The organism is Flavobacterium sp. CR10, from assembly GCF_055814415.1.
Genome location: NZ_CP185985.1, coordinates 2,805,085 through 2,831,854 on the forward strand (window position 1 = coordinate 2,805,085; position 26,770 = coordinate 2,831,854).

The following is a 26,770-nucleotide window of genomic DNA, read 5'->3' on the forward strand; positions in this document are numbered from 1 at the left end:
TTGTTCAATTAGAAGGCTAAAGTACAAACTATTTTATGAAGTGTACAAGTGATGGTATTAATAAGATTAAACTAAATTAAAAAGTTATATTTTTGTGCTCAACAAATTAAAATGAACAATGGGAATTAGCGGTTTGGTTATTACTTTCAATGAAGAAAAAAACATTGGAAAATGTATAGATGCCTTATTTAAAGTTTGCGACGAAGTTATTATTGTAGACTCTTTCAGTAAAGATCGTACGGTAGAAATAGCTAAAGAAAAGGGAGCACAGGTTATTCAGCAGATATTTTTAGGAGATGGTCCACAGCGTACTCACGGACTTCCTTTTTGTAAAAATGACTGGATTTTAAATCTTGATGCAGATGAATTTTTGGATAAGGATGCTGAGGAATTTATTCTAAATAAAAAGTATCTAGAAGGAAATTATGATGCATTGAGTTTTAGGGTAAAAAACTTTTTAGCAGATAAACTAATTGATTTCTCTGGATGGTACCCAGATCATAAAGTTCGTTTTTTTAATAAACAAACAGCTCATCCTTCCGATTCTAAAGTACATCAGAAGATTGTTGCTCAAAATGAGAAAAAAGTTGCTGTACATATTCTCCACTACGGATGGGATTCTTTTGATCAGATTATTGCTAAAAAGAATCAATATTCTGGTTGGCATGCACAGCAATTATTTGATCAGGGGAAAAGAATTAATGCTTTCAAACCTGTTCTTAATGGTACTGTAGCTTTTATTCGTTGTTATTTCTTTAAAAGAGGAATCTTCAATGGTCTTGACGGATTATCAATCGCAATGATTCAGGCTTTTTTCTCTTATATGAAATATGCTAAACTTATAAAACTTCAAAAAGCAAAAAGATAATTAGAGGCTAAGTTTATTTTCAACTACTCTTTCATTAAAGTTTTGAATGTAAGCTTTTAAGAAATTTGAAATTTCTAATGCTTTAAAAGTATTTTGAGATTGTAAATTGTTTTTTAATAAAGGATCTTTTTTCCAATTATACAATCCAATAACTTGGTTGTTTGCAAAGGCTATATAATAGTCGTCTTGAACACAATGGTAAATTCCTTGTAAATAGAATACAGCAAAATTCTGACTGCTCTTGAAGCTTTTTCCAAAACAAATCAAATCAGTGTTTATGCCTAAATATTCTATTATGCTAGGCATAATATCTATCTGTTGGAAGTTTCGATTGTTGACACCAGAAAACTGTGGATTGCCTGGATCAAAGAATAAAATTGGAATATGAAATTTTCCAATTGAGGTTTTGTCTATTTCTGACTCTCCGCTAGAAGAAGTATGATCAGCAGAAATTACAAACAATGTATTGTTATACCATTTTTGTTTTTTAGCATTTTTGAAAAATAGTTTCAGAGAGTAATCAGTGTATGCAATACTTTCCTGAATGACTGTTGTTCCTTTAGGGAATTTATTTTTGTATCGTTCTGGTATCTTATACGGATTATGAGAAGAAATAGTGAAAATAGTACTAAAGAAAGGTTCTTTAAAACTAGATAATTTTCCAGCAAAAAACTGTAAAAATTCTTCATCATAAATTCCCCATTTTCCATCAAAAGCTTCAGGTCCCACATATTCATCTTTTCCATAATATTTTTCAAATCCTGCAGCTTTTGCATATTGATCAAAATTCTGGCTTCCGTTAAAAGCGCCATGAAAAAATGAAGTTGTATATCCTTCTTTTTTAAGAATTTTAGGTAAACTATTCGTTTTGTTTAAAGAATAACTAGAAATAATAAAAGAGTTGTTCATCAAACTAGGTATGCTCGAAATAATTGATGGAACGGCATCAATAGAAACTTTTCCGTTTGCAAATCCATTTTTAAAATAATAAGATTTTGTAATCAAAGAATCTAAAAAGGGAGTTTGTTTTTTGCTAACATTTTCATTTCCAAAACTTTCGAGGATGATTATTACGACATTTTTTTTATTTACAGTTCCCGTATTTTTGAAAGACAAAATGGGTTTGTAGATAGAATCAAGATTTTTTTTATCAAAATAATTAACCTTTTCGATGTCTTCCTTTTGTGAAATTGTTTTTAATATGCAAAAAGGAGTATTTAAAATGAGCGGGGCATTATTGAGAGAACTATAATTAGCAGCATCCACAATTCTGAGAGGTTTTTTCTGAAATCCTCCACGACCAACAATTAGTAATAGAAAAACTGAGGTTAGAAAACAAAAAGATTCTTTTAGGAACTTTTCTTTGGTAAAACTTTTGATTTCGTTTTTGCTTTTAAAATTTGGTATTGATTTCCAAAAAAGAATACTAAGAATAATAAATAATAATGGGATATACCAAAATTCTTTGATAAAAGAAAAGAGTAAGCCTAAAGCTTCTTTTTCCATTCCTTTAGCAGTAATCATGCTATAAGTGCTTCTTCTTCCTGTAAATCGGAAATATATAATATCAATTAGATTCGCTGCAATGAACAGAAGATTGACTAAAAAGAATGAAATTTTTAATGTTGTTTGATAGTTCTGGCGATACTTAAAGTTTCCAGGAATTGCATGCGCTATTAAGAAAATAAAAGTTATGTATGAAATAGCTGAGAGATCAAACAAAATGCTTCCTAAAACATTTTGAAAGGTTATTTGATCAAAGTATTTAGAATTTAATATATAAAAGAGGATATTACAAATTTGGTAGATTAAAAAAATTATGAAATATCTATAAAGAAATAGTTTTAAACTGGATGTGTAATTTTTCATTAAAAAGCATTTAAATAAATCGTCTTCTTGTTTTTGGTTGGTTTAAAAAAAAATGCAAATCTAGAATAATTTTCTTATTTTTAAATAATTGTTAAAATTTTGTTTAATTTTTGTTTTGTTGTTTCCGAGTGTATATAAAAAAAGGGCAGTAAATACCGCCCTTATATCAAGATTTTTTATATTAATTAAACAGCAACATCGTACTCACGAAGCGCATTGTTTAAAGAAGTTTTCAAATCTGTAGAAGGTTTACGAGTTCCAATAATTAACGCACAAGGAACTTGGTATTCTCCTGCAGCAAATTTCTTAGTATAACTTCCAGGAATAACCACAGAACGAGCAGGAACGAAACCTTTCATTTCAACTGGCTCATCACCCGTAACATCAATAATTTTAGTAGACGCTGTTAAGCATACGTTAGCTCCAAGAACTGCTTCTTTACCAACATGAACACCTTCAACAACAATACAACGAGATCCGATAAAAGCACCGTCTTCGATAATAACCGGAGCAGCTTGCAACGGCTCTAGAACACCACCAATACCAACACCACCACTTAAGTGAACATTTTTACCAATTTGAGCACAGCTTCCTACAGTTGCCCAAGTATCAACCATCGTTCCTTCGTCAACATAAGCACCAATGTTTACGTAACTTGGCATTAAGATTACACCGCTAGAGATGTAAGCACCATAACGAGCAACAGCATTTGGTACCACGCGGATTCCTTTTTCAGCATAATTTCTTTTCAGCAACATTTTATCGTGGTACTCGAATATACCAGATTCCCATGTTTCCATTTTCTGAATCGGGAAATACATTACAACTGCTTTCTTAACCCATTCGTTTACCTGCCATTTGTCACCAACTGGTTCAGCAACACGTAATTTTCCTGCGTCTACCAATTCGATCACTTCTCTAATGGCATCTGTAGTTGTAGTTTCTTGCAATAAAGCTCTATTTTCCCAAGCTTGTTCGATTATAGTCTGTAAAGAATTCATACGTTTAATTTTTTGGCAAAGATAACGTATTTGTAGAAATGCAAAAAAGCAAAACCGCCTGAAAGTGTTACAAATTTAACTTTTTGTTTCTTATTTGTAGAAACGCTAAAAGCTATATGTGTTTTTGACTAATACTATAACCACTAAAAGTTTTTTTTATATCAAAATATGACAAAAGTCAGGATTTGTACTTTTTCTTCGCTTTAATTTCGCAGTGTTGATCAACATTCCATTCCATAAATAATCATATAAGCAGTAAAATATGAATCAAGAAAATCACCTTCAAAACAGAGTAATTATAGACAAAGAAGTAAGCTGGGATAAAACTCAGGTTATTATGAGTAAAACAAATGCATACGGTATTATTGAATATGCCAACGAAGTATTTGTAGATGTTTGCGGTTACGAAGACTATGAGTTAATGGGACAGCCTCATAATATCATACGTCACCCAGATATGCCAAAAGTAATTTTTAAAGTGCTTTGGGAAAATCTTAAAAACGGGAAAAACTTTCATGCTATTGTAAAAAACCTTGCAAAGTCTGGAAGATACTATTGGGTAATTACAGATTTTGAAATTGCCCGCGACGAAAACGACGTTATTGTAAATTATTTCGGAAGAAGACAAGCTGTACCGCAAGAAGTAATTGCGATGCATATTGAACCTTTGTATAAAAAGTTATTGCAGATCGAAGCAGCAAGCGGAGTAGAATTTAGCGAAAAGTATTTGATCGGATTCTTAGAAGAGAAAAAGAGAACTTACGTTGAATATATTAAGGAGCTGATTTACGAACATGAAAAGTCACAATCTAAGTTTGCTAATTATTCTGAAGAAGAGGATGCAGGAGAGGAAGAAGAACACAGAGGTTTTTTCAGCCGTTTGTTCGGAAGATAAATTGAGTTATTTTTTAGGTTTGAATATTTGGATAAAAGTCCGTCTTGAGTTTTCAGGACGGATTTTTTTATTGAAAATAGTCTTGAAGAAGTTTATTTTGAGTGAAATGGAAAATTAGAAAAATATTTTAGACTAAATTTGCTAAAAAGTTTAAAACATGCCAAGAATCCTTTCAATAGATTACGGACAAAAACGCACAGGAATTGCAGTTACAGACGAAATGCAGATTATTGCTTCGGGCTTAACAACAATTCCTACACACACTTTAGTTGACTTTTTAAAAGATTATTTTGCTAAAGAAAAAGTCGAAGCGGTTTTGATTGGCGAACCCAAACAAATGAACGGAGAGCCATCTGAAAGCGCTTCTGTAATTAATGGTTTTGTGACTCATTTTTCGAACATATTTCCAGACATGAAAGTGATTCGTGTTGATGAGCGTTTTACTTCAAAAATGGCATTTCAAACCATGATCGACAGCGGTTTAAGTAAAAAGCAGCGTCAGAACAAAGGTTTAATAGACGAAATTTCTGCCACAATTCTGCTTCAAGATTATCTTTCCGCAAAAAAATAGCGCTGTTCGTCGTATTTTTTATTTATAATTTAATGGTTTTTAGAAAATCCTAACTTTTATCATCTAAAAATTAGTTTTTTTTTGCAATTAAAAAAGTACCTTTGCACTTTAAATAAAAATACTGTTATGCCTGACGAAACCATACGTTCAAATAGTGATGTAGTACTCATTGGCGCTGGAATAATGAGTGCCACTCTTGGAGTAATTTTGAAAGAATTACAACCAGATATAAAAATTGAAATTTACGAAAGATTAGATGTTGCTGCAGCAGAAAGCTCTGATGCTTGGAATAATGCAGGAACGGGACACTCTGCTTTTTGTGAACTAAATTATACTCCAGAAAAGGCAGACGGAAGCATAGATCCTAAAAAAGCAATAAGCATTGCAGAATCATTCGAGATTTCTCGCCAGTTTTGGTCTTACTTGGTACAACAAAACAAAGTGCCGTCTCCGGATAATTTTATTAAAAGCGTGCCTCATATGAGTTTTGTGTGGGGAGATAAAAACGTAAATTATTTAAAAAAGAGATTCGAAGCGCTTCAGAGCAATCCAATCTTTGCAGACATGACTTTTAGTACCGATTTTGAACAGCTTCAAAAATGGATGCCATTGGTAATGGAAGGCAGAAGTGCTGACGAAAAATTAGCAGCAACACATATGGAAATTGGTACCGATGTTAATTTTGGTGCTTTAACAAGAAGTATGTTCAATTACTTAGAGAAACTAGACGGTGTTTCTTTATTCTTCAATCATGAAGTTAAAAAACTAAAACAGCGTGAAGACAAATCTTGGAGAATTAAAATTAAAGATTTGTCAACGGGAAATACTCGTAAAGCGTATACTAAATTTGTATTTATTGGTGCAGGAGGAGGTTCTCTTCCTTTATTGGAAAAGGCAAATGTTCCAGAAGGATATGGATATGGAGGTTTTCCTGTAAGCGGCCAATGGCTAAAATGTACAAACCCAGAAGTAATTGCGAAACACCAAGCAAAAGTATATGGAAAAGCAAGTGTTGGAGCTCCTCCAATGTCTGTTCCTCACATCGATACTCGTGTAATTGATGGTGAAAAAGCGCTTCTTTTTGGGCCATTCGCAGGATTCTCAACTCGTTTCCTTAAAAATGGTTCTTATTTAGATTTGCCTCTATCTATTAAACGTAACAACTTAATTCCGATGTTAGCTGCAGGATATCATAATATTCCATTAACGAAATATTTGATAGAGCAGGTTCGTCAGTCCCCAAAAGACAGAATGAAAGCTTTACGCGAATATCTTCCAACAGCACGCTCAAAAGACTGGAAATTAGAAAAAGCTGGTCAGCGTGTTCAGGTAATCAAAAAAGATGAAAAAGAAGGTGGGGTTTTAGAATTTGGTACAGAAGTTATTAATACACACGATGGAACTTTAGCAGTTTTATTAGGAGCTTCTCCAGGAGCTTCTACAGCTGTAGCAATCATGATTGATTTGATAAGCAGATGTTTTACTCACCAAATTAAAACACCAGAATGGCAAGTGAAATTGAAAACAATGATTCCATCTTATGGACAGACTTTAAACGACAAGCCAGAACTTTTAGAACAGCTTAGAAAACAAACAGCAGAAGTTTTAAAATTAAATTAAGCTTTTCATATTTCAATAAAAAAAAACAAATCCAGATGAATTAATCTGGATTTGTTGCTTTTAAGTCAGTTGTGTTTTTTAGAATTTTTTCTGCAAGATTGCTCATCCAGATTAATTGCTCAATTACCATTTGTGCTTCCTGCATTTTGGCTTGACGCGTTTCTTTATCCAAATCGTCATCTTCTGCCAAACGTGTAAAATGTCTGCGTTTTAATTCTTCAAATTGCAAAGTCACATCTTCTTTTTCGAAAAAAGTATCTTGTACCACAACTTCGTTTCTTAAAACAGAAATAGAGTGATCTAAATTGGCTAGAATTGTTTTAATAATATAATTGAAAGAATCAGATGCTGAAGTAGTTTGATGTGACTGAATATAAGTTGAAAGTGACGCCAAAGCAGATAATAGAGAGTGATTTAAAACCACCAATTTATTTACCAAAGGCATTGTTTTTTGCTTCGATTTAGGTTCTTGCATCATACGCTGAAAGGAAGTCATTAAATTTCCTATTTCGACAAATGCATTTTTTCTGGCTAATTTGTATGAAGTTGGAACCTCTCCTTTTTTATTGTAAAAATCTGCAATTTCTTTTAAATAATTCCTGTTGGCACGAATCGTATTTTCTATATGAATAGGTGTATTGATAAATTCCCATGCTGGCCACAAAAAATGATTGGCAATAAAAGCTAAAGTTGCTCCTGCTAGCGTATCTAATATTCTGTATTGAATTACTTCATTAATGTCTGGAGTTAGAATTCCGTAGATAAATACGACGTACATTGTAACAAATGTTGCACTAATCTTGTAATTGATTTGGGTAAATGAAATTCCGAGTAGCATACATACAATAGAGAAAATACTCAACGCAACATGATTCTGAATGACAGATACAATTCCGAAAGCTATAATACCTCCTAAAACAGTACCGAACATTCTGTTGTAAGATCGCTCTTTAGTCAAACCATAACCAGGACGCATGATGACTACAATGGTAAGGAGAATCCAATATACGTTTTGAAACGGCAGCGCTTGTCCAAGAAAAAAACCGATCAAAATCGTAATGGTCAATCGTATAGAATGTCTGAAAATTGACGAAGAATAACTTAAGTTTTCAATTAAAGTTCGAAGCGGGTAATACTGAGGAGTTAAAAACTTTTCAAGCTCTTTGTCTTTGTCTTTCAATTTATATGACTGCATTGCCAAAGAAAGCGCACGCTGGATCGTTTTAATTTTTCCAACCTGATTTTTTGCATATTTCAGCATATTGGTCAGCATTAAAACGCCTTCTGCCGCTTCTTCTTTTCCTAATGTCTTTTCGTAATCAAAAATGGCAAATTCAAGAGCATCCAATTCATTTTTCAAATCATGTTTGTCAACATAAGTACTAATATGGTTCACATTTTTTGAAAGCTTTTTTAAGGTAGAAGCTAATTTATATGCTACATTTTGATAGGTTCTTAAAACATCTGGATGTTTGGCAAATTTTTCATGAAGTTTACTGTGGTCGAAAGACGTATATAACGCTAATTCTTGAATCTCGACCAAAGTAATAAAAACCAAAAGCATTTTTCTATTCTGGCTCGTAGTTCCAGAGGTATTCTGGTTTCCGATGAGCATTTTCCTTAAATCTTCGTGAATAAGATTTAACTCTACCTGTACAGCCAGCTGCTTTTCTATAATTGCTTTCCTGTTGGCTTCTGGACTCCATAAATCGCCTCTTAATTTAAGATATTTGGCTGTGAGTTTTATTCCTTCGGCAATTTGTAATTCTACATATTTATAAGGCTGTACAAAATGAAAAACAAGAGATACTATTAAATACAGTATTCCTCCAATAAAGATAAAGCCTGAATATTCAAAAGCTTCCCAACCTTCGTGCAAATGTCCAAAAGATAAGGAAATCGATAATAAAGCTGAGAAAGAAATTAAGGTAGCTCGCTGTCCGTAAACCGAAATCATGGAACATAAAAAAAGCAGAAATCCTAAAAAGATATAAAAAAGTAAAGGAAACGGATAAACGAGATTTACCAAAAGATTAACTCCAGAAACAATAAAAGAAGCGGCAATTAACCCTTTTATTTTATGGCTGAGAGAACTCGGAATGTCGCTGGGATAAGTGTAAAATGCACCAAGCGCAATTGTAAATCCGATTTCAAAATGACCAAGAAAATTTAAAACTAAAACAGGAACAACAGAAGCAATAGTTACTTTAGAGGCATTTAGAAAGGAAGTGCTGTTAGTAAATTTCGAAATTCGGTCAATCATAAAAAGAGGTTTACTAACAAAGGTAAGAATTGTAGGAGTGATTTTGGCATAATTATAGATGAGATTTTTAATGGCTTGCAAAAAATATGATATAATGCAGTATTAGAATTATTCATTGACTATTTTTTACTATTTTTGCCAGCTGAAATATCAGAACTTTAATTCTGTTTTTGCAGCACATTAAAACATAAATAAAAACAAATGATTTTACCAATTGTAGGATACGGTGATCCTGTTTTAAGAAAAGTAGGGCAGGATATTACACCAGAATATCCAAACCTAAAAGAGACGATCGCAAATATGTACGAGACGATGTATAATGCGTATGGAGTTGGACTTGCGGCACCGCAGGTTGGACTGCCAATTCGTTTGTTTGTGATAGATACAACGCCTTTTAGTGATGATGAGGATCTTCCTTCAGAGGAACAAAAAGATTTAAAAGGTTTCAAGAAGACTTTTATCAATGCTAAAATCGTTAAAGAAGAAGGAGAAGAGTGGGGGTTTAATGAAGGCTGTTTGAGTATTCCTGATGTGCGTGAAGACGTTTACAGAAAACCAACTGTTACAATCGAATATTGTGAAGAAGATTTTGTAATGAAAACGGAAGTGTTTGACGGGTTAATTGCAAGAGTTATCCAGCATGAATACGACCATATTGAAGGAATCTTGTTTACAGATAAAATCTCATCTCTAAAAAAACGTTTAATCCAAAAGAAATTGAAAAATATTACTGAGGGAAAAACGTCTCAGGAATATAGAATGAAATTTTACGCAGCTAAAAAAGCAAGATAAGTTTTCTAAATACTTAGAAGCAAAAAATAAATAAAATTCTTAATACTAATTTTAATAAAAATGAATTTAACGAAAATTTTAGCCATTTCAGGAAAACCAGGTTTATACGAATTAAAAGTACAAACTCGTACAGGTTTTGTGGCGGAATCATTAATTGATGGGAAGAAGATTACTGTAAATCTAAAAAGCAATGTAAGTTTATTGTCTGAAATTTCGATTTATACTTATGAAGGCGAAAAACCGTTAACTGAAGTAATGCAGCAGATTGCCGTTAAAGAAAACAAAGGACAAGCTATCTCTCATAAGGAAGATAATGCTACTTTGTCTGCTTATTTTAAACAAATTCTTCCTGATTATGACGAAGAAAGAGTTTATCCATCAGACATTAAAAAAGTATTAAGCTGGTATAATACACTTCAAGCAAAAGGACTAGTTACAGATTTAGCTCCTGCAGCTGAAGAACCAAAAGAAGAAGCTCCAGTTGCTGCTGAGAAACCTAAGAAAGCTCCGGCGGCTAAAAAAGCAAAAGCTAAAAAAGAAGAATAGTCGTTTTTCTTTAAACATATATAATCCTGTTAAGATGTTTTCTTGACAGGATTTTTTAATTTTACAGAATCGAGTTTAAATCAAAAGAAAGTTCAAAATGAGCAGAGAAAATCAGTTAAAAGCATTTGAGAGACTATTGAATATCATGGATGAACTTCGTGAGCAATGTCCGTGGGATAAAAAACAAACTCTTCAGACATTAAGACATTTAACAATCGAAGAAACGTATGAGTTAGGAGATGCTATTTTGGATAATGATTTAAATGAAGTTAAAAAAGAATTGGGTGATTTGTTGCTTCATATTGTTTTCTATGCCAAAATAGGCAGTGAAACCAATGATTTTGACATTGCTGATGTTTGTAATGAAATCTGTGATAAATTGATTCATCGCCATCCTCATATTTATGGAGATGTAAAGGTGGAAAATGAGGAAGAAGTAAAACAAAATTGGGAAAAGCTAAAGCTTAAAGAAGGTAAGAAATCTGTTTTAGAAGGCGTTCCAAGAAGTCTTCCAGCAATGGTCAAAGCAAGCCGAATTCAGGATAAAGTGAAAGGAGTAGGGTTTGACTGGGAAGAACCTCATCAGGTTTGGGATAAAGTGCAAGAAGAATTGCAGGAATTGCAAGACGAAGTAAAAACTGGAAATCAAGATAAAATTGAAGACGAGTTTGGAGACGTTTTGTTTTCTATGATTAATTACGCAAGATTCTTAAATGTAAACCCAGAAGATGCTTTAGAAAGAACCAATAAAAAATTCATTAAACGTTTTCAATACCTAGAAAGTAAAGCAAACGAATTAGGGAAACCATTAATGGATATGACACTAACAGAAATGGATGTCTTTTGGAACGAGGCTAAAAAACTTTAGTTGTCGGCCAATTTCTTTAAAGCACGAACATCTTTAAGCATAATTTTTTTACCAACTAACTCTATTAATCCTAATTTATTAAAATCAGATAATAAACGAATACAGCTTTCTGTTGCAGTACCAATGATACCCGCAAGTTCTTCTCTTGTTAGCTGCACTCTTAGTGTTTTGTCGGTATCTTCGCCAAATTCATCATGTAGGTGCAGTAAAGTTTCGGCAAGTCTCTGTTTAACTGTTTTTTGAACTAAGGCAATTTTTTCGTTTTCAGATTCCTTTAAATCTTCGCAGACAGATTGCATCATATTTAAAGAAAACTGATTGTTATTATTAAAGAAATTGATGATTTCAGCTTTAGGAATAAAACAAACTTCCATGTCGGCAATCGCTTTTGCAGTCAAATTTGCAGGCTCATTGCTAATCATAGAACGCTGTCCAAGAAGTTCACCAGATTTTACCAATTTAACAATTTGGTCTTTTCCGTTTGCGCTCAGTTTTGAAAGTTTTCCAACACCGTCTTTTACGCAGAAAACACCATTTGTTACTTCACCTTCTTCAAAAAGAGCTTCACCTTTTTTAATTTTGTAAGTCGTTTTGCTGCTAGCTAACTTAATAACTTCTTCTTTGTTAAGGGCTTTTAATGAGCTTAACTGGCGTACAATGCATTGATCACATTTATTCATGACAATATTTGTTTGCTGCAAAAATAAGGATATTTGAGGGTTTTAACCACCTTTAGAAGGTAAATTTATTATAAATTAGGGTTAGTTCTTTTTTGAGCTTTTTATTTTATAAATTTAGGAATCCAATTTCAAAATAACATGACAATTATCATCTTAATAATTGTGCTTTAATTGGAAATTTGTGGCAAATAAAAACAAGTTTATGAGGGAGCAAAGTTGTTTTCATTGTGGTTTAACTATTGAACAAAATGAAGAAATTGATTTTGATGATAAAAAGTTTTGTTGCACTGGCTGTAAAACAGTTTACGAAATTTTCAGCATCAACGACCTAACATCGTATTACGATTTTGAAAAGTCTCCAGGAGCCACACCGCAAGACATCAAAGGAAAATATGATTTTTTAGAAAATGAAACTATTCTAGCAAAAGTTTTAGAGTTTCAAGAAGGCAACACTTCGATTGTTTCGTTAAATATTCCGCATATCCATTGCAGTTCTTGCATCTGGATTTTAGAAAACCTAAATCGTCTTCAGCAAGGAATTAGCACTTCTCAAGTTAATTTTCACGAAAAGAAAGTTAGAATTACCTTTAATTCAGATGTAGTTTCGTTAAAAGAAATAGTTTATCTCCTAAGTTCTATAGGTTATGAACCTTATATTAGTTTAGAAAATTATGGATCAGCAAAAGCAAAAATCGACAGAAGTTTAACCTATAAATTGGGTGTTGCATTTTTCTGTTTCGGAAATATCATGCTGCTTTCATTTCCAGAATATTTCGAAATGAAAGAGTTCTGGCTCGATAGTTACAAACCATTTTTCAGATTACTGATTTTTCTTCTAGCACTGCCAACTTTTTTATACTCGGCAAGCGGATATTATGTTTCTGCCTATCACAGTATTAAAACAAGAATGCTCAATATTGATATTCCGATTGCTTTAGGAATCATCGTGATGTTTATTCGCAGTACTTATGATATGCTGATGGATCACGGTCCAGGTTTTTTTGACAGTTTGGCCAGTTTGATATTTTTTATGCTTCTTGGCAAAATGTTTCAAATTAAAACCTATAGTTTTTTAAGTTTCGAAAGAGATTTTAAATCCTATTTCCCAATTGCGGTTACCAAAATAAGTAAAGATGCTTCTGAAGATAATGTAGCGATTTATGATGTTCTAAAAGGAGACCGATTATTAATAAGAAATCAAGAACTTATTCCTGTTGACGGAATTTTAATTAGCGAAAGCGCCGAAATTGACTATAGCTTTGTTACAGGAGAAGCAGTCCCAATTACTAAAAAATCTGGAGATAAAGTCTTTGCGGGAGGAAAACAGATTGGTAAAGTAATCGAAATGGAAGTTTTGCACTCTGTTTCTCAAAGTTATTTAACCCAATTATGGAGCAACGAGATTTTTCAGAAAAAAGTAGACCAGAAGCATAAGACCATAACAGATGCAATAAGTCGATATTTTACCCCCATATTATTGCTCATTGCATTTGCTGGTTTTGGTTATTGGATTTTTAAAGATGCTAATACTGCTTTTAATGTTTTTACAGCGGTATTGATCGTAGCTTGCCCGTGTGCACTGGCTCTCACCGCCCCGTTTACTTTTGGAAACATATTGCGAATTTTAGGTAAAAAGAAATTTTATTTGAAAAATGCTGTTGTAATCGAACAGCTTGCCAAAGTTGATACAATAGTTTTTGATAAAACAGGAACTATTACAACTAACAAAAAGTCGAATATAATGTATGAAGGAAATTCTATTTCAGATTCAGATATTGTATTGATTAAAAATGTATTGCGAGGTTCAAACCATCCATTAAGCCGAATGCTTTACGATTTTCTGCCAGAAGCTAAACGCATTGTTGTAGAAGAGTTTCAAGAAATTACAGGAAAAGGAATTCTAGCAATAATTGGCGGAAAGGAAATAAAAATTGGTTCAGGGCAATTTGTAAATGATATAGTTGCAGATGGTTCGGAAATAGAAAAAACAGCATTACACATTAAAATAGGGGAGATATATTTCGGAAAATATACTTTCCAAAACCAATATCGTGAAGGTTTAGAAAAGCTTTTTGCAAACCTGAGCAAAGATTACAAAATAAAAGTGCTTTCTGGTGACAATGATGGCGAAAGATCAAATCTGGAAGCCATTCTGCCAAAAGGTAGTGAATTGATATTCAATCAAAAACCTGAGCAAAAACTTGAGTACATAAAGAAACTTCAGGAAAAAGGGCAAAATGTAATGATGGTTGGCGATGGATTGAATGATGCTGGAGCATTGGCTCAAAGTAATGTAGGGATTTCAATTTCAGAAAACGTAAATGTCTTTTCGCCTGCCTGCGATGCAATTTTAGATGCATCAGAATTTTCACATCTCAATTACTTTTTAAAGCTTTCTCATAAAGCTATTTTAATCATAAAAATGAGTTTTGGGCTATCATTGCTGTACAACGTTGTTGGGCTTGCTTTTGCAGTTACGGGAAATCTGCTTCCGCTAGTTGCGGCTATCATTATGCCATTGAGCACGATTACAATTGTAAGTTTTGTTACGTTGATGTCTAACTATTTCAGTAACAGAAATTTATAATCATTATAAATTATATTATAAGATATTTTTTATAAATTTAACATATCTTTTTGTTTATGATAATTATCATATTTTATGCGCCCTTAACGAAGTAATTTTGTTAATATAAATCTAAGGTATGAGTGTTATTTATCTATTAATTTCAGTAAGTATTTTTGTGGCAATCTGTTTCTTCATTGCCTTTATCGTAGCTGTTAAATCTGGACAGTATGATGATGATTATACGCCTTCAGTCAGAATTCTTTTTGATGACGAAACCAAAATTAATTCCCAAAATAATAATTCACCAATCGAAGAAAAACAAGTATAATTATGGAAATGGAACAGTTTTATTACGACAACAAAATTGTAAAAAAATTCATTTACGCCACAATACTCTTTGGTGTTGTGGGTATGTTAGTGGGACTTACCTTGGCGGTAATGTACCTTTTTCCCAACATGACAGATGGGATTTCGTGGCTGAGTTACGGCCGATTAAGACCGTTACACACCAATGCAGTTATTTTTGCCTTTGTGGGTAATGCCTTTTTTGCCGGTATGTATTACTCGCTGCAAAGATTGCTAAAAGCCAGAATGTTTAGTGATTTTCTTAGTAATCTTCACTTCTGGGGATGGCAGTTAATTATTGTAGCTGCCGCAATTACACTTCCTCTAGGTTATACTTCTTCTAAAGAATATGCGGAGTTAGAGTGGCCAATTGATATTGCAATCGCTTTGATTTGGGTTGTAATGGGAATTAACATGATTGGTACAATGATAAAACGCAGGGAGCGTCACTTATATGTAGCTATTTGGTTCTATATCGCAACATTTGTGACGGTAGCTGTACTGCATATATTTAACAACATTGAAATTCCGGTTTCAGGTTTAAAAAGCTACTCTGTGTATGCTGGTGTTCAGGATGCGCTTGTACAATGGTGGTATGGGCACAATGCGGTGGCATTTTTCCTTACTACTCCGTTCTTGGGATTAATGTATTACTTCGTTCCAAAAATTGCAAATAGACCAGTTTACTCATATAGATTATCTATTATTCACTTTTGGTCTTTAATATTTATCTATATCTGGGCTGGACCACATCACTTATTATATTCTGCACTGCCAAACTGGGCTCAGAATTTAGGAGTTGCATTCTCAGTTATGTTAATCGCTCCATCTTGGGGAGGTATGATCAATGGTCTTCTTACATTGCGAGGAGCTTGGGATAAAGTTCGTGAAGAACCGGTTTTAAAATTCTTCGTCGTAGCCATTACTGGTTATGGTATGGCAACTTTCGAAGGTCCGATGTTGTCTTTAAAAAATGTAAATGCTATTGCGCACTATACTGATTGGATCGTCGCACACGTACACGTAGGAGCTTTAGCTTGGAATGGTTTTATGTCGTTTGGTATTATCTATTGGTTGATTCCAAGAATGACAAAATCGGAGTTATTCTCTAAGAAATTAGCAAACTTCCATTTCTGGATTGGTACTTTAGGTATTATTGTATACACAATTCCATTATATGTGGCAGGTTTCCAACAAGCATCAATGTGGAAACAATTTAATCCAGATGGTACTTTAACTTATGGAAACTTCCTTGAAACGGTAACTGCTATTATGCCAATGTATTGGATGAGAGCTATTGGTGGTACTTTATATCTAGTGGGGATGCTGACATTGGTTTATAATATCATTATGACAGTAAAAGCTGGTAATACAATTGAAGATGAATTGGCTCAGGCTCCAGCTTTGCAAACAATAAAAAGCAGCAGATTGAGCGGAGAGAAATTCCACTCATGGTTAGAAAGAAAACCAATTCAGTTAACTATTCTGGCTACAATCGCAATTTTAATTGGAGGTATTATTCAGATTGTGCCAACAATTATGGTAAAATCAAATATTCCGACAATTTCAAGCGTAAAACCATATACACCGTTAGAACTTGAAGGACGTGACTTATACATCAGAGAAGGTTGCGTTGGATGTCACTCACAATCAGTTCGTCCTTTCAGAAGCGAGGTGGAACGTTACGGAGTTCAGTCAAAAGCAGGTGAGTTTGTTTACGACCATCCATTCTTATGGGGATCTAAACGTACAGGACCAGATTTATTGAGAGTAGGTGGTAAGTACAATGACAACTGGCACTTTAACCACATGTGGAATCCGCAAAGTACATCTGCTGGATCAATTATGCCAGGTTACAAATGGTTGTTCGATAACAAACCAATGGACATTTCATTGACACAGAAGAAAATGCAAGCAATGATTTCTTTAGGAGTGCCATATACTCCAGAAGAAGTTGCAAATGCACAGAAAACTTTAAGAGAGCAGGCTGTTAAGATAGAGAAAAACTTAGAAAGCGATCCTGATTTCGTTAAGAGTTACGAAGATAGCCGTAAAAAAGCTGAAGCAAAAGGCGAGAAATTCACTCCGATGAACGAAAGAGAAATCGTCGCTTTAATCGCTTATATTCAAAGACTTGGTACTGATATTAAAGTAAAAGAAACTAAATAACAGCATTATGTTTGAACAAATAAAACACAATATGGAAACAATATCGGGTGTTGAATTATACCCGATTATTTCCCTCTTGATTTTCTTCTTCTTCTTTGTAGGATTAGGCGTTTGGGTGTTCTCTTATAAAAAAGAAAAAATTCAAGAAATGAGTAATATACCTTTAGATGAAGGACTTAGTGTAATTACAAAAGATAGATAAAAATGAAAAAGTTTTTCCCAGTATATGTTAGAGTACCGTTGATTTTCTTCATCGTATTTGCTTTGATGGAATATTTTATAGATTCAGGCGATAAGCCGGCTTTTGTAAAATATCCAATGGTATCACTCTTTTTATTTGTCTTTTTGTTTATTCTGATTGCCATCGAGATTACACTTAGTGCTGTTAATCGAGTAATGTATCAATTATTATCGCCTGAAGAAAAAGCACAAAAAGAACTTGAAGAAAGTTTAAGCTTCAAAGAAAGTGCTTGGTTTAAAAACCTAATGCATAAATTGACCAAAACAGAGCCAATTGAAAAAGAAGCTGATTTATTAATGGATCATGATTATGACGGAATCAAAGAGCTAGATAATAATTTACCGCCATGGTGGGTATATTTATTCTACATCTGCATCATTTTTGGAGTAATTTATGTGGTTCGTTACGATGTTTTAGGAGCTGATGATCAGGAAATGGAATTGAAAAAAGAAATGGCGCAGGCAAAAATAGATGTTGAAGAATATATGAAAACTGCCCCAGATTTGATGGACGAAAAAACAGTTGTTTTATTAACTGATGCACCAAGTTTAGCGGCAGGAAAAGAAATCTTTACAACCAATTGTGCGGCATGTCACCGTGCCGATGCTGGAGGACAGATTGGACCAAACCTTACAGACGATAGATGGATTTTAGGAGGAGGAATCAAAAATTTATTCCACACCATTACAAATGGAGGTAGAGATGGAAAAGGGATGATTGCTTGGAAAGGAACTCTTAAACCAAAAGAAATACAAAAAGTTGCTAGTTACATTCTGTCTTTACAAGGAAGTAATCCAAAAGATCCAAAAGAAGCAGAAGGAGAAGTTTGGGTAGACGATAGTGCTCCTAAAACCGATGCCGCTGCAGCAACAACAAAAGATACCACAGAAGTTAAAAAATAATTAGAATATCATGTCAAATTTACCAGACGAAGCTTTTAGAGATACCATTGGAACGATAGATGAAGGTGGTAAACGAAAATTTATATTTCCTAAAAAACCGTCTGGTAAATTTTATGATTATAGGAAAATTGTCAGCTATGTTTTGCTGGCAATTTTATTCATAAATCCTTTTATTAAGGTTAATGGGAATCAGTTTATGATGTTCAATATCTTGGAACGTCGTTTTAATATTTTTGGATTCCCTTTTTGGCCTCAGGATTTTTACCTCTTCGTAATTTCAATGCTTGTCGGCGTTGTATTTATAATATTATTTACTGTTGTTTTCGGAAGAATATTTTGTGGCTGGATATGCCCGCAGACTATTTTTCTCGAAATGGTTTTCCGCCGTATCGAATATTGGATTGATGGAGATCGAGGTTCTCAGTCTCGTTTAGCAAGAATGGAATGGAATGCTGAAAAAATTAGAAAGCGAGTTTTAAAGTGGACTATATTTTTCATAATTTCCTTTCTTATCGCTAATGTCTTTTTAGCTTATTTGGTAGGAAGTGATACCTTATTCTTAATGATTGAGCAAGGGCCTGTAAAACAGGCAAGCAATTTTATTGCACTGCTTATCTTTACTAGTGTTTTCTATTTCGTTTTTGTATGGTTTCGTGAACAGGTTTGTATTATCGCTTGTCCATACGGAAGGTTGCAAGGTGTTCTTTTAGACAATAAATCTATAAATGTTGCCTACGATTTTGTTCGAGGTGAAAAAGAAGAAGGACGCGCAAAATTCAAAAAAAATGAAGATAGAGCATTAACAGGAAAAGGAGATTGTATTGATTGTCTTCAATGTGTTCACGTCTGTCCAATGGGAATTGACATTAGAAATGGAACACAGTTGGAATGTACAAACTGTACAGCTTGTATAGACGAATGTGATCATATTATGGAATCTGTTGGATTGCCAAAAGGACTTATTCGTTATGCATCTGAAGATGAAATTGCCAAAAAAGAACCTTTCAAGTTTACCACGAGAATGAAAGGATATACAGCCGTTCTCTTGATTTTATTGAGTATTTTTGTTGGAATGCTGTTTTTGAGAACAGATGTACAGGCAGTAGTTTTACGCTTGCCTGGCCAGCTGTTCCAACATAATGGAGAAAAAATCAGTAATGTTTACACCTATAAAATCGTAAACAAAACAATGAAAGATTACAATGATATTCATTTCGAATTAATTGATCAGAAAGGAGAAATTAAAAACGTTGGCAAAAAACACTTTAAAATTGCTAAAGAAGGAATTTCTCAAGGAACATTGTTTATAGAAATTGATGAAGTTCTGCTTGAAAGCGATAAAACAAAAGTAAAAATTGGAGTTTATAATGGTTCTGAACTTTTGCAAACAACTACTACAAATTTCTTAGGACCGCGCAGTTTTAATTAAAAATATATTATTATGAAATCGCCACAAAATAAACTTTGTAAAATCAAAACAAAAGAATAAAGGCGATAACATATTTGACAAATAACAAATAAAATCTACAAATATGAAATTTAATTGGGGCACAGGTATCGTCATTGCATTCGGATTGTTTATGACCTTTATTTTATATTTTGTTTTTGAAGTACAGTCAAACTCTAAATACGATAATGATTTGGTTGTAGAAGAATATTACAAACACGATACACACTTTCAAGAAGAAATGGCAAGAATTCAGAATGCACATGATTTGCAGCACAAACCATCAATCAAATATACTGGAGAAGGTGTTGTGATAATTTTTCCTGCAGGATTTGAAAGTGATAAAGTAAAAGGAAATATTCAATTATACAGACCTTCAAACAAAAAATTTGACTTTAATACTCAAATTGCTTTAACCAATTCAGAAATCATTATTCCGCAGAAAAAATTAATAAAAGGACGCTGGGATGTTAATATGGAATGGCAGTACGAAGGCAAAAAATATCTCACTAAAGAGGTTATTTACGTAAACTAAAAATAAAATGTTATTCTCTGCTTTCTTTTTAGGTTTGATTAGTAGTCTGCATTGCGTTGGTATGTGTGGACCAATTGCTATGATGCTTCCTGTAGATAGGCAAAATGAAGCTAAAAAGGCAATGCAGATTATGACGTATCACTTTGGACGATTAACTGCTTATTCAACAATTGGATTGATTTTTGGATTATTGGGAAGAGGTTTTTTTTTGGCGGGATTACAGCAGAAAATGTCAATAATTATTGGTGTAATTATGATTGTTGTGGTTTTGATTCCGGAGAAAAAATTTGCACAATACAATTTTTCTAAACCTGTTTATAAAATCATTTCTAAAATTAAAACCAATCTTGGAAGCCAGTTTAAAAATAAGAGTTATAAATCGCTGTTTACTATTGGTCTTTTAAATGGATTTCTGCCATGCGGAATGGTTTATGTTGCTTTATTTGGAGCGATTGCCATGCAGAGCGCAGGTCTTGGTGTTCTCTACATGCTTTTATTTGGAATAGGAACGATACCGTTAATGACAGTTGTGGTTTACGTTAACTCATTATTAAAATTGCCTTTCAGAAACAAAATCCAAAAGGCAATTCCTTATGTTGCGGTTATAATTGGCGTTTTATTTATCCTTCGCGGATTAGGATTGGGAATTCCATATATTTCTCCTTCAAATATGAGTTTATTTGTACAGCAGACCCCAAACTGCCATTAGAAAATATAATTTAAGATTTATTATACAGTCATCGAAAACAGATTTGTTTCCGGTGACTTTCTTTTTAGATGTAAATCAAATGCCATACAGATATTACGAACAAAAGGTCTTCCTTCTTCTGTAATCTTGATTTTATTGTCCTCAATAATGATTAAATTATCGTTTTCTATTTCTTTCAAAGCAACTAAAGTTTGAGGTAGTTCAGCAAAATTTAAAGATTCTGCAGCCCAAGAAGTTTCCAATTCGCAGGTTAAATTCAGAATGTGTTTTCTAATGATAAGATCTTCATTGTTTAAAATATGACCCTTTACAACAGGAAGTGTATCAGATTCTAAAATTTCATAATATTCTTCTAGACTTTTAGTGTTTTGAGCAAAGCTGTACCAGCTGTCACTTATTGAAGAAACACCTAAACCAATCATAACTTGAGTTTTGGAAGCGCTGTATCCCATGAAATTTCTATGCAGATTTCCGTTGTGAGCTGCCTTGTATAAACTATCGGCTTTTAAAGCAAAATGATCCATTCCGATTTCGTGATAGCCATTTTGAATCAGAAGCTTTTTACCAATTTCATATAATTTTCTCTTTTCGGCATCTTTTGGCAGATTCTCATCATTAAAGCCACGCTGTCCGTTTCCTTTTATCCAAGGCACATGCGCATAACTGTAAAATGCCAATCTATCTGGTTTTAAAGAATTGGTTTTCTCGACTGTATCTACTACATCTTCGATAGTTTGAAATGGAAGTCCGAAAATAATATCGTGCCCAATTGAAGTATAACCAATTTCTTTTGCCCAAAAAGTTACTTTGGCAACATTATGAAAAGGTTGAATTCTATTAATCGCTTTTTGGACTGTAGGAGAATAATCTTGAACGCCAAAACTCACTCTGCGAAAGCCTAAATCATATAGTTTTTTTAGCTGTTCGTGAGTAGTGTTGTTTGGATGTCCTTCAAAACTAAATTCGTGATTTTCTGCTCTTACAGCATGATCAAAAATTCCGTTAATAAGACATTCTAAATTTTCTTTTGAAAAGAAGGTTGGTGTTCCTCCACCCAAATGAATTTCTTTGATTATAGGCTTTTCTGGAAGTAAATCACAATACATTTTCCATTCTTTCAGAACTGCTTGAATGTATTTTTCTTCTACTGAGTGATTTTTTGTAATGCGTTTATTGCATCCGCAGAAAGTGCACATGCTTTCACAGAAAGGCAGGTGAATGTATAAACTTATTCCGTTTTTTGAATTGCTTTCAGAAAATGATTGCTTTAAAGTAGTAATCCATTTTTCGGATGTAAAGTCAGCTTCATTCCAATATGGAACTGTCGGGTAACTAGTATATCTTGGACCTGGGACATTATACTTTTGAGTCAAAGAAATTTTCATAATGACGGATTTAGTTTACATCAAAATTAGAACTTCAAACTAAGACATAAAATGACAAATATCATGTAAGGAACAAAAAAAAAGAGGCCTAAAATAGAGCCTCTTTTCTGAATTAAATAACTAACGTGATATAGAATCTTGGATGATTTTAAGCCATTTTTTCGCAAACTGATGATCTTGATAGACGCTAATCTGTTTGATGCGGTCATCATCAAAATCATAGAATGGAATTATTATTTTTTTACCAGTTTCTTTTTCTTGAAAATCAAAGTCGATTTTAACAATAGTATCAGAACCAGCATCTGTTGTTGGAACTAATTTGCATGAAGCAATTGTATTTAAATCGACATATATTGACTCTTGCTGATTTGGATTGAAATTCATCAAAATAAACTTATTGTTTTTCTGATCAATCGTTAAAGTCTTATTGTTGATTGATTCTGTCAAATCAAAATCTTCTGGATGATTTGGGTTAAATCTTTTTTTGATGTTTAAAATTCTCGATTTACTTGCTGCTGATGAACGTGCAGAAAAATAGATTGGGATAGCAACAATAATTAAAATCACAATTCCCATTATTGTGGTAGTAGTTTCCATAATGTTTTAATGTAATAAATAAATGATATGCAAAACAGTTCTCGGTTTGAAAACGTTTAAGCGTGACAAAGAATAGGTCTTCTAATGAAAAATCAAGTATTTATTTACCAGAAAAAATGGAAAGCATAGAGTATGACTAAAACCTTTTTACTTTGAGTTGTAAAGAGTTTAGTATATGCTGTATTGTGTGTAACGGTTTGATGCTGAGGAATTAGCGGTAAAAGGTTGTCAAAACATTTAATTATTCCGGTAGGATTTGTTTTGATGTTTGCCGCAAGCTGATAACTTCCCTGCGGCTGTATAAATGCAGACGAATCGGGAATGTCTTTGCTGAAGTTGGTATCGGATTTTTCCGTTTCAATTACGCGAACAGAAGCTTGGTCTGCCTGATAAGCAAACAACCCTGCAAGTATAAGTGTAATAAGAATAACGGTTTTACGAATCCAATTCATGTCGGCGAATTTAAGTCATAAAACGCAATTAAAGAAATTTTATAGAATTAATTAACACTCAAAAAAAAGTCCTCAGCGTAACTGAGGACTTATGAGTTTATTGCTGCATTTTAAAATAATAATCAGCAGAATGTTTGCCACTTCCATAAAAGAGGAAGAATATAGAGACTAATAAAACGACTATAGCTAAAACTAAACTTTCAGAATGCATTCTTCCCATAGAATTTACAAGAACAGCGCCGAATAAAACGGGTAATTGAGCTGCGATTGCCCATCTGGTCAAAAGCCCGAAAATAATCATTATACCACCAATCATGTGAGCTGGAGCAATGTAATGCAGCATAAACATACCTCCTCCAAACTTATCAATCGGGGAAATCAAATCATGCAGGTATTGAACATTGGTGACGAAAGAGACACCTTTCATAAATAAAAATCCACCCAAAACAATACGTACTAAATCAACTGGTAAATAAGTGTGCGAATTTGCCCATTTATTCAAACTTTTTACATTTTCCATGATGCTGTGTGATTAAAAATTATGTACTAAGTTACTAATTTTTAATCAGATATTTATTTTTAACACCTTGAAAATAAGTTTTTTACTTTTTATTTAACGTCTTGTTGAGAATTCTTAAATCGTTATACCTGAATGACTCCTAAATTAAATGGTTTTTGAATTGGAGCGTGGTTTGCAGCTTCAATTCCTATCGAAATCCAATTGCGGGTTTCTAACGGATCAATAATGGCATCTGTCCAAAGTCTTGAAGCAGCATAGTATGGCGAAGTCTGCTCATCATAACGGGCTTTTATTTTATCGAATAATTCAGCTTCTTTTGCTTCATCAACTGTTTCTCCTTTTGCTTTAAGAGAAGAAGCCTCAATTTGCGCCAATACTTTTGCCGCTTGAGTTCCGCCCATAACGGCAAGTTCTGCACTTGGCCATGCGAATATCAATCTAGGATCATATGCTTTTCCGCACATCGCGTAATTTCCTGCTCCGTATGAATTTCCAACAATAACTGTAAATTTAGGAACAACAGAATTACTCACCGCATTGACCATTTTGGCACCATCTTTTATGATGCCGCCGTGTTCAGATTTTGAACCAACCATAAAACCAGTAACGTCTTGTAAAAATACTAATGGAATTTTTTTCTGATTGCAATTGGCAATAAAACGGGTAGCTTTATCGGCACTATCAGAATAAATTACCCCACCAAACTGCATTTCGCCTTTTTTAGTTTTTACGACTTTCCTTTGATTGGCAACAATTCCGACAGCCCAACCATCAATTCTGGCATATCCTGTTATTAGAGATTGTCCGTAACCATCTTTATATGCTTCAAATTCTGAATTATCCACCAAACGTTTGATGATTTCCATCATATCATATTGCTCAGTTCTTGCTTTTGGAAGAATTCCGTAAATCTCATTTGCATCTAAAGCAGGTTTTTCGGCTTTGATTCTGCTGTAGCCAGCTTTATCAAAATCGCCAATTTTATCTACAATATTTTTAATTTTATCTAAAGCATCTTTATCGTCTTTAGCTTTATAATCGGTAACACCTGAAATTTCGCAATGAGTTGTTGCTCCGCCAAGAGTTTCATTATCGATAGTTTCACCAATTGCAGCTTTTACTAAATAACTTCCAGCAAGGAAAATACTCCCGGTTTTGTCAACTATTAAAGCTTCATCGCTCATAATTGGAAGATAGGCGCCACCAGCAACACAGCTTCCCATAACGGCAGCAATTTGTGTGATTCCCATACTGCTCATTTGGGCGTTGTTTCTAAAGATGCGTCCGAAATGTTCTTTATCAGGAAAAATTTCATCCTGCATTGGCAAATAAACTCCTGCGCTATCTACAAGATAAATAATTGGAAGCCTGTTTTCCATTGCTATTTCCTGCGCTCGTAGGTTTTTCTTTCCCGTTATCGGAAACCAGGCTCCAGCTTTTACAGTAGCATCATTGGCAACCACTATACATTGCTTTCCTCTGATGTAGCCAATTTTTACCACTACACCTCCCGAAGGACATCCGCCGTGTTCCGGATACATTCCGTCACCAGCAAAACCTCCGATTTCAATACTTTTAGAATTTTCGTCCAATAAATAAGCAATTCTTTCGCGAGCGGTCATTTTACCTTCGGCATGCAGTTTTTCGATTCTTTTTTCGCCTCCGCCCAATTTTACTTTGGCAAATTTTTGTTTTAGTTCAGAAAGAAGTAATTTATTGTGATCTTCGTTTTTATTGAAGTTTAAATCCATGATATAGTATTGATTTAATAAAATAGTGTTGGCTAATTTACAAAATCAATTGAAATAAACGAGTTGCTTTATGAATTAAGAAATAGTATTAAATAAAAAAAACATCCGTTTAGCGGATGTTTCTTTTTTAGATTTTAAGTGATATTATTTTTTAGGACCACAAACCATTTGTTTTAGCAAAGCCCATTGTTTTAAAGCATCACGAGCTTCAACGGCAGGATATCCTAACATAGTTTTTCCAGCAGGAACATCTCCAGTGACGCCAGATCCAGCACCAATTATAGCGCCATCTCCAATTGTAGTATGATCTTTTATAGAGGCGCTTCCGCCAATAATAACTCCGTTTCCTAAAGTTACGGAACCTGCTAAACCGCTATTTCCTGCCATGATACAGAACTTTCCGAGTTTGCTATTATGCCCAATCTGCACCAAATTGTCAATTTTGCATCCATCTCCAACAATAGTTGAACTAAATTTTCCGCGATCTACGCAAGTATTAGCTCCGATTTCAACTCTGTTTCCAATTATTACATTACCGATTTGCGGAATTTTTACTAAGCCATTTTCTTCGCAAGGACGAAAACCAAAACCGTCTGCTCCAATGGTGGCATTTGGATGAATAATACATTCGTTGCCAATATGACAGCGCTCACGAATAACGGTTCCAGACCAGATAGTTGTGTTTCTTCCAATCGTACATTCATCTAAAATGGTCACATTTGGATAAATTATGGCATTAGCTCCAATTTCAACTTTTGGGCCGATGTAACAGCCAGCGCCAATTTTAGCACCTTCGCCAATTATGGCTGTTTCGTCTACAGTTGCAGTTTTATGAATATTGTTATGAAATATTGGTGGAGGAGGTGCAAAAAATGCAAGGATTTGTGACATTGCCAAATCGGCATTTTTGACTTTTATAAAAGCTCGATTTTCTCCAGGCTCAATTGAAATGTCTTCATTTACAATTGCTATTGAAGCATTAGAAGCCGACCAGTATTTCTCATATTTCTTGTTTCCAATAAATGAAATTTCTGAAGTTGTTGCTTTTTCTAGTTGTTCTGTGGCAGTAATGCCTTGCGAAGTGTTGCCGTAAATTACGCCATTTATAACTTCATTAATTTCTTGAATTGAATAGGATCTCATTGACAAATTTTAATCGACTTAGTTTATTTTTT

25 protein-coding genes are annotated in these 26,770 nt (G+C 33.6%); 15 read left to right on the forward strand and 10 right to left on the reverse strand.

Annotated features, from left to right (window positions below; genetic code table 11):
* Nucleotides 1-118 precede the first annotated feature (118 nt).
* On the forward strand, nucleotides 119-868 hold the full coding sequence (locus tag ACNRYB_RS12445) for a glycosyltransferase family 2 protein (RefSeq protein ID WP_473727432.1): 750 nt from the start codon (nucleotides 119-121) through the stop codon (nucleotides 866-868).
* Here the strand turns inward: ACNRYB_RS12445 and ACNRYB_RS12450 are convergent, their stop codons facing one another.
* Nucleotides 869-2,737: an LTA synthase family protein gene (locus ACNRYB_RS12450; protein WP_473727433.1), complete on the reverse strand. Its 1,869-nt coding sequence runs from the start codon at nucleotides 2,735-2,737 to the stop codon at nucleotides 869-871.
* A gap of 185 nt (nucleotides 2,738-2,922) precedes the next feature.
* Nucleotides 2,923-3,738 carry a 2,3,4,5-tetrahydropyridine-2,6-dicarboxylate N-succinyltransferase gene (locus ACNRYB_RS12455; RefSeq protein ID WP_184164520.1) on the reverse strand — a complete coding sequence of 272 codons (816 nt, stop codon included), beginning with the start codon at nucleotides 3,736-3,738 and terminating at the stop codon, nucleotides 2,923-2,925.
* A 262-nt stretch (nucleotides 3,739-4,000) separates the two neighbouring features.
* On the opposite strand from ACNRYB_RS12455, the gene ACNRYB_RS12460 reads away from it, so the two are divergent.
* The 3 genes from ACNRYB_RS12460 (at nucleotide 4,001) to ACNRYB_RS12470 (ending at nucleotide 6,824) form a co-directional block, all read left to right on the forward strand.
* Nucleotides 4,001-4,633, forward strand: coding sequence for a PAS domain-containing protein (locus ACNRYB_RS12460; protein ID WP_008462642.1), 633 nt, complete (start codon nucleotides 4,001-4,003; stop codon nucleotides 4,631-4,633).
* Between the two features lie 157 nt (nucleotides 4,634-4,790).
* Nucleotides 4,791-5,204: a Holliday junction resolvase RuvX gene (gene ruvX / locus ACNRYB_RS12465; RefSeq protein ID WP_343705859.1), complete on the forward strand. Its 414-nt coding sequence runs from the start codon at nucleotides 4,791-4,793 to the stop codon at nucleotides 5,202-5,204.
* Between the two features lie 126 nt (nucleotides 5,205-5,330).
* Nucleotides 5,331-6,824 (forward strand): malate:quinone oxidoreductase, encoded by a 1,494-nt coding sequence (locus tag ACNRYB_RS12470; RefSeq protein ID WP_129748686.1) that lies wholly within the window; start codon nucleotides 5,331-5,333, stop codon nucleotides 6,822-6,824.
* A gap of 40 nt (nucleotides 6,825-6,864) precedes the next feature.
* On the opposite strand, the gene ACNRYB_RS12475 is transcribed toward ACNRYB_RS12470, so the two are convergent.
* Nucleotides 6,865-9,087, reverse strand: coding sequence for an FUSC family protein (locus ACNRYB_RS12475; protein ID WP_473727434.1), 2,223 nt, complete (start codon nucleotides 9,085-9,087; stop codon nucleotides 6,865-6,867).
* A gap of 201 nt (nucleotides 9,088-9,288) precedes the next feature.
* On the opposite strand from ACNRYB_RS12475, the gene def reads away from it, so the two are divergent.
* The 3 genes from def (at nucleotide 9,289) to mazG (ending at nucleotide 11,293) form a co-directional block, all read left to right on the forward strand.
* Nucleotides 9,289-9,879 carry a peptide deformylase gene (gene def / locus ACNRYB_RS12480; protein WP_066032212.1) on the forward strand — a complete coding sequence of 197 codons (591 nt, stop codon included), beginning with the start codon at nucleotides 9,289-9,291 and terminating at the stop codon, nucleotides 9,877-9,879.
* A gap of 60 nt (nucleotides 9,880-9,939) precedes the next feature.
* A complete protein-coding gene (locus tag ACNRYB_RS12485) occupies nucleotides 9,940-10,425 on the forward strand; it encodes a DUF5606 family protein (protein WP_008462651.1) in 486 nt (161 codons plus the stop codon).
* A 97-nt stretch (nucleotides 10,426-10,522) separates the two neighbouring features.
* Nucleotides 10,523-11,293: a nucleoside triphosphate pyrophosphohydrolase gene (mazG, locus tag ACNRYB_RS12490; protein ID WP_129748688.1), complete on the forward strand. Its 771-nt coding sequence runs from the start codon at nucleotides 10,523-10,525 to the stop codon at nucleotides 11,291-11,293.
* On the opposite strand, the gene ACNRYB_RS12495 is transcribed toward mazG, so the two are convergent.
* A complete protein-coding gene (locus tag ACNRYB_RS12495) occupies nucleotides 11,290-11,973 on the reverse strand; it encodes a Crp/Fnr family transcriptional regulator (RefSeq protein ID WP_129748689.1) in 684 nt (227 codons plus the stop codon). The genes mazG and ACNRYB_RS12495 overlap by 4 nt on opposite strands.
* A 202-nt stretch (nucleotides 11,974-12,175) precedes the next feature.
* Between ACNRYB_RS12495 and ACNRYB_RS12500 the strand changes: the two genes are divergently transcribed.
* The 8 genes from ACNRYB_RS12500 (at nucleotide 12,176) to ACNRYB_RS12535 (ending at nucleotide 20,890) form a co-directional block, all read left to right on the forward strand.
* Complete coding sequence (locus ACNRYB_RS12500) at nucleotides 12,176-14,560, forward strand: heavy metal translocating P-type ATPase (RefSeq protein WP_473727435.1); 2,385 nt, start codon at nucleotides 12,176-12,178, stop codon at nucleotides 14,558-14,560.
* A 118-nt stretch (nucleotides 14,561-14,678) separates the two neighbouring features.
* Nucleotides 14,679-14,870 carry a cbb3-type cytochrome oxidase assembly protein CcoS gene (ccoS, locus tag ACNRYB_RS12505; protein WP_008462657.1) on the forward strand — a complete coding sequence of 64 codons (192 nt, stop codon included), beginning with the start codon at nucleotides 14,679-14,681 and terminating at the stop codon, nucleotides 14,868-14,870.
* Between the two features lie 2 nt (nucleotides 14,871-14,872).
* Nucleotides 14,873-17,056: a cytochrome-c oxidase, cbb3-type subunit I gene (gene ccoN, locus ACNRYB_RS12510; protein ID WP_129748691.1), complete on the forward strand. Its 2,184-nt coding sequence runs from the start codon at nucleotides 14,873-14,875 to the stop codon at nucleotides 17,054-17,056.
* A 7-nt stretch (nucleotides 17,057-17,063) separates the two neighbouring features.
* Entirely contained in the window at nucleotides 17,064-17,258 is a 195-nt protein-coding gene (locus ACNRYB_RS12515) for a CcoQ/FixQ family Cbb3-type cytochrome c oxidase assembly chaperone (RefSeq protein WP_129748692.1), read from the forward strand.
* A 2-nt stretch (nucleotides 17,259-17,260) separates the two neighbouring features.
* Complete coding sequence (locus ACNRYB_RS12520) at nucleotides 17,261-18,199, forward strand: cbb3-type cytochrome c oxidase N-terminal domain-containing protein (RefSeq protein WP_129748693.1); 939 nt, start codon at nucleotides 17,261-17,263, stop codon at nucleotides 18,197-18,199.
* A 10-nt stretch (nucleotides 18,200-18,209) separates the two neighbouring features.
* Nucleotides 18,210-19,628 (forward strand): cytochrome c oxidase accessory protein CcoG, encoded by a 1,419-nt coding sequence (gene ccoG / locus ACNRYB_RS12525; protein ID WP_473727436.1) that lies wholly within the window; start codon nucleotides 18,210-18,212, stop codon nucleotides 19,626-19,628.
* Nucleotides 19,629-19,731: 103 nt separating this feature from the next.
* A complete protein-coding gene (locus ACNRYB_RS12530; RefSeq protein ID WP_473727437.1) occupies nucleotides 19,732-20,181 on the forward strand; it encodes a FixH family protein in 450 nt (149 codons plus the stop codon).
* A 7-nt stretch (nucleotides 20,182-20,188) separates the two neighbouring features.
* Complete coding sequence (locus ACNRYB_RS12535; protein ID WP_473727438.1) at nucleotides 20,189-20,890, forward strand: sulfite exporter TauE/SafE family protein; 702 nt, start codon at nucleotides 20,189-20,191, stop codon at nucleotides 20,888-20,890.
* A gap of 20 nt (nucleotides 20,891-20,910) precedes the next feature.
* On the opposite strand, the gene hemN is transcribed toward ACNRYB_RS12535, so the two are convergent.
* From hemN to lpxD, 6 genes are all read right to left on the reverse strand, one after another.
* Entirely contained in the window at nucleotides 20,911-22,275 is a 1,365-nt protein-coding gene (gene hemN / locus ACNRYB_RS12540; protein WP_473727439.1) for an oxygen-independent coproporphyrinogen III oxidase, read from the reverse strand.
* A 120-nt stretch (nucleotides 22,276-22,395) separates the two neighbouring features.
* Nucleotides 22,396-22,872, reverse strand: a complete 477-nt coding sequence (locus ACNRYB_RS12545) for a hypothetical protein (RefSeq protein ID WP_129748697.1) — start codon at nucleotides 22,870-22,872, stop codon at nucleotides 22,396-22,398.
* A 104-nt stretch (nucleotides 22,873-22,976) separates the two neighbouring features.
* Complete coding sequence (locus ACNRYB_RS12550) at nucleotides 22,977-23,324, reverse strand: hypothetical protein (protein ID WP_129748698.1); 348 nt, start codon at nucleotides 23,322-23,324, stop codon at nucleotides 22,977-22,979.
* A 97-nt stretch (nucleotides 23,325-23,421) separates the two neighbouring features.
* Nucleotides 23,422-23,844 carry a DoxX family protein gene (locus ACNRYB_RS12555; protein ID WP_160782503.1) on the reverse strand — a complete coding sequence of 141 codons (423 nt, stop codon included), beginning with the start codon at nucleotides 23,842-23,844 and terminating at the stop codon, nucleotides 23,422-23,424.
* Between the two features lie 122 nt (nucleotides 23,845-23,966).
* Entirely contained in the window at nucleotides 23,967-25,595 is a 1,629-nt protein-coding gene (locus ACNRYB_RS12560; RefSeq protein WP_473727440.1) for an acyl-CoA carboxylase subunit beta, read from the reverse strand.
* Nucleotides 25,596-25,739: 144 nt separating this feature from the next.
* Nucleotides 25,740-26,738 (reverse strand): UDP-3-O-(3-hydroxymyristoyl)glucosamine N-acyltransferase, encoded by a 999-nt coding sequence (lpxD, locus tag ACNRYB_RS12565; RefSeq protein WP_473727441.1) that lies wholly within the window; start codon nucleotides 26,736-26,738, stop codon nucleotides 25,740-25,742.
* Nucleotides 26,739-26,770: the final 32 nt, after the last annotated feature.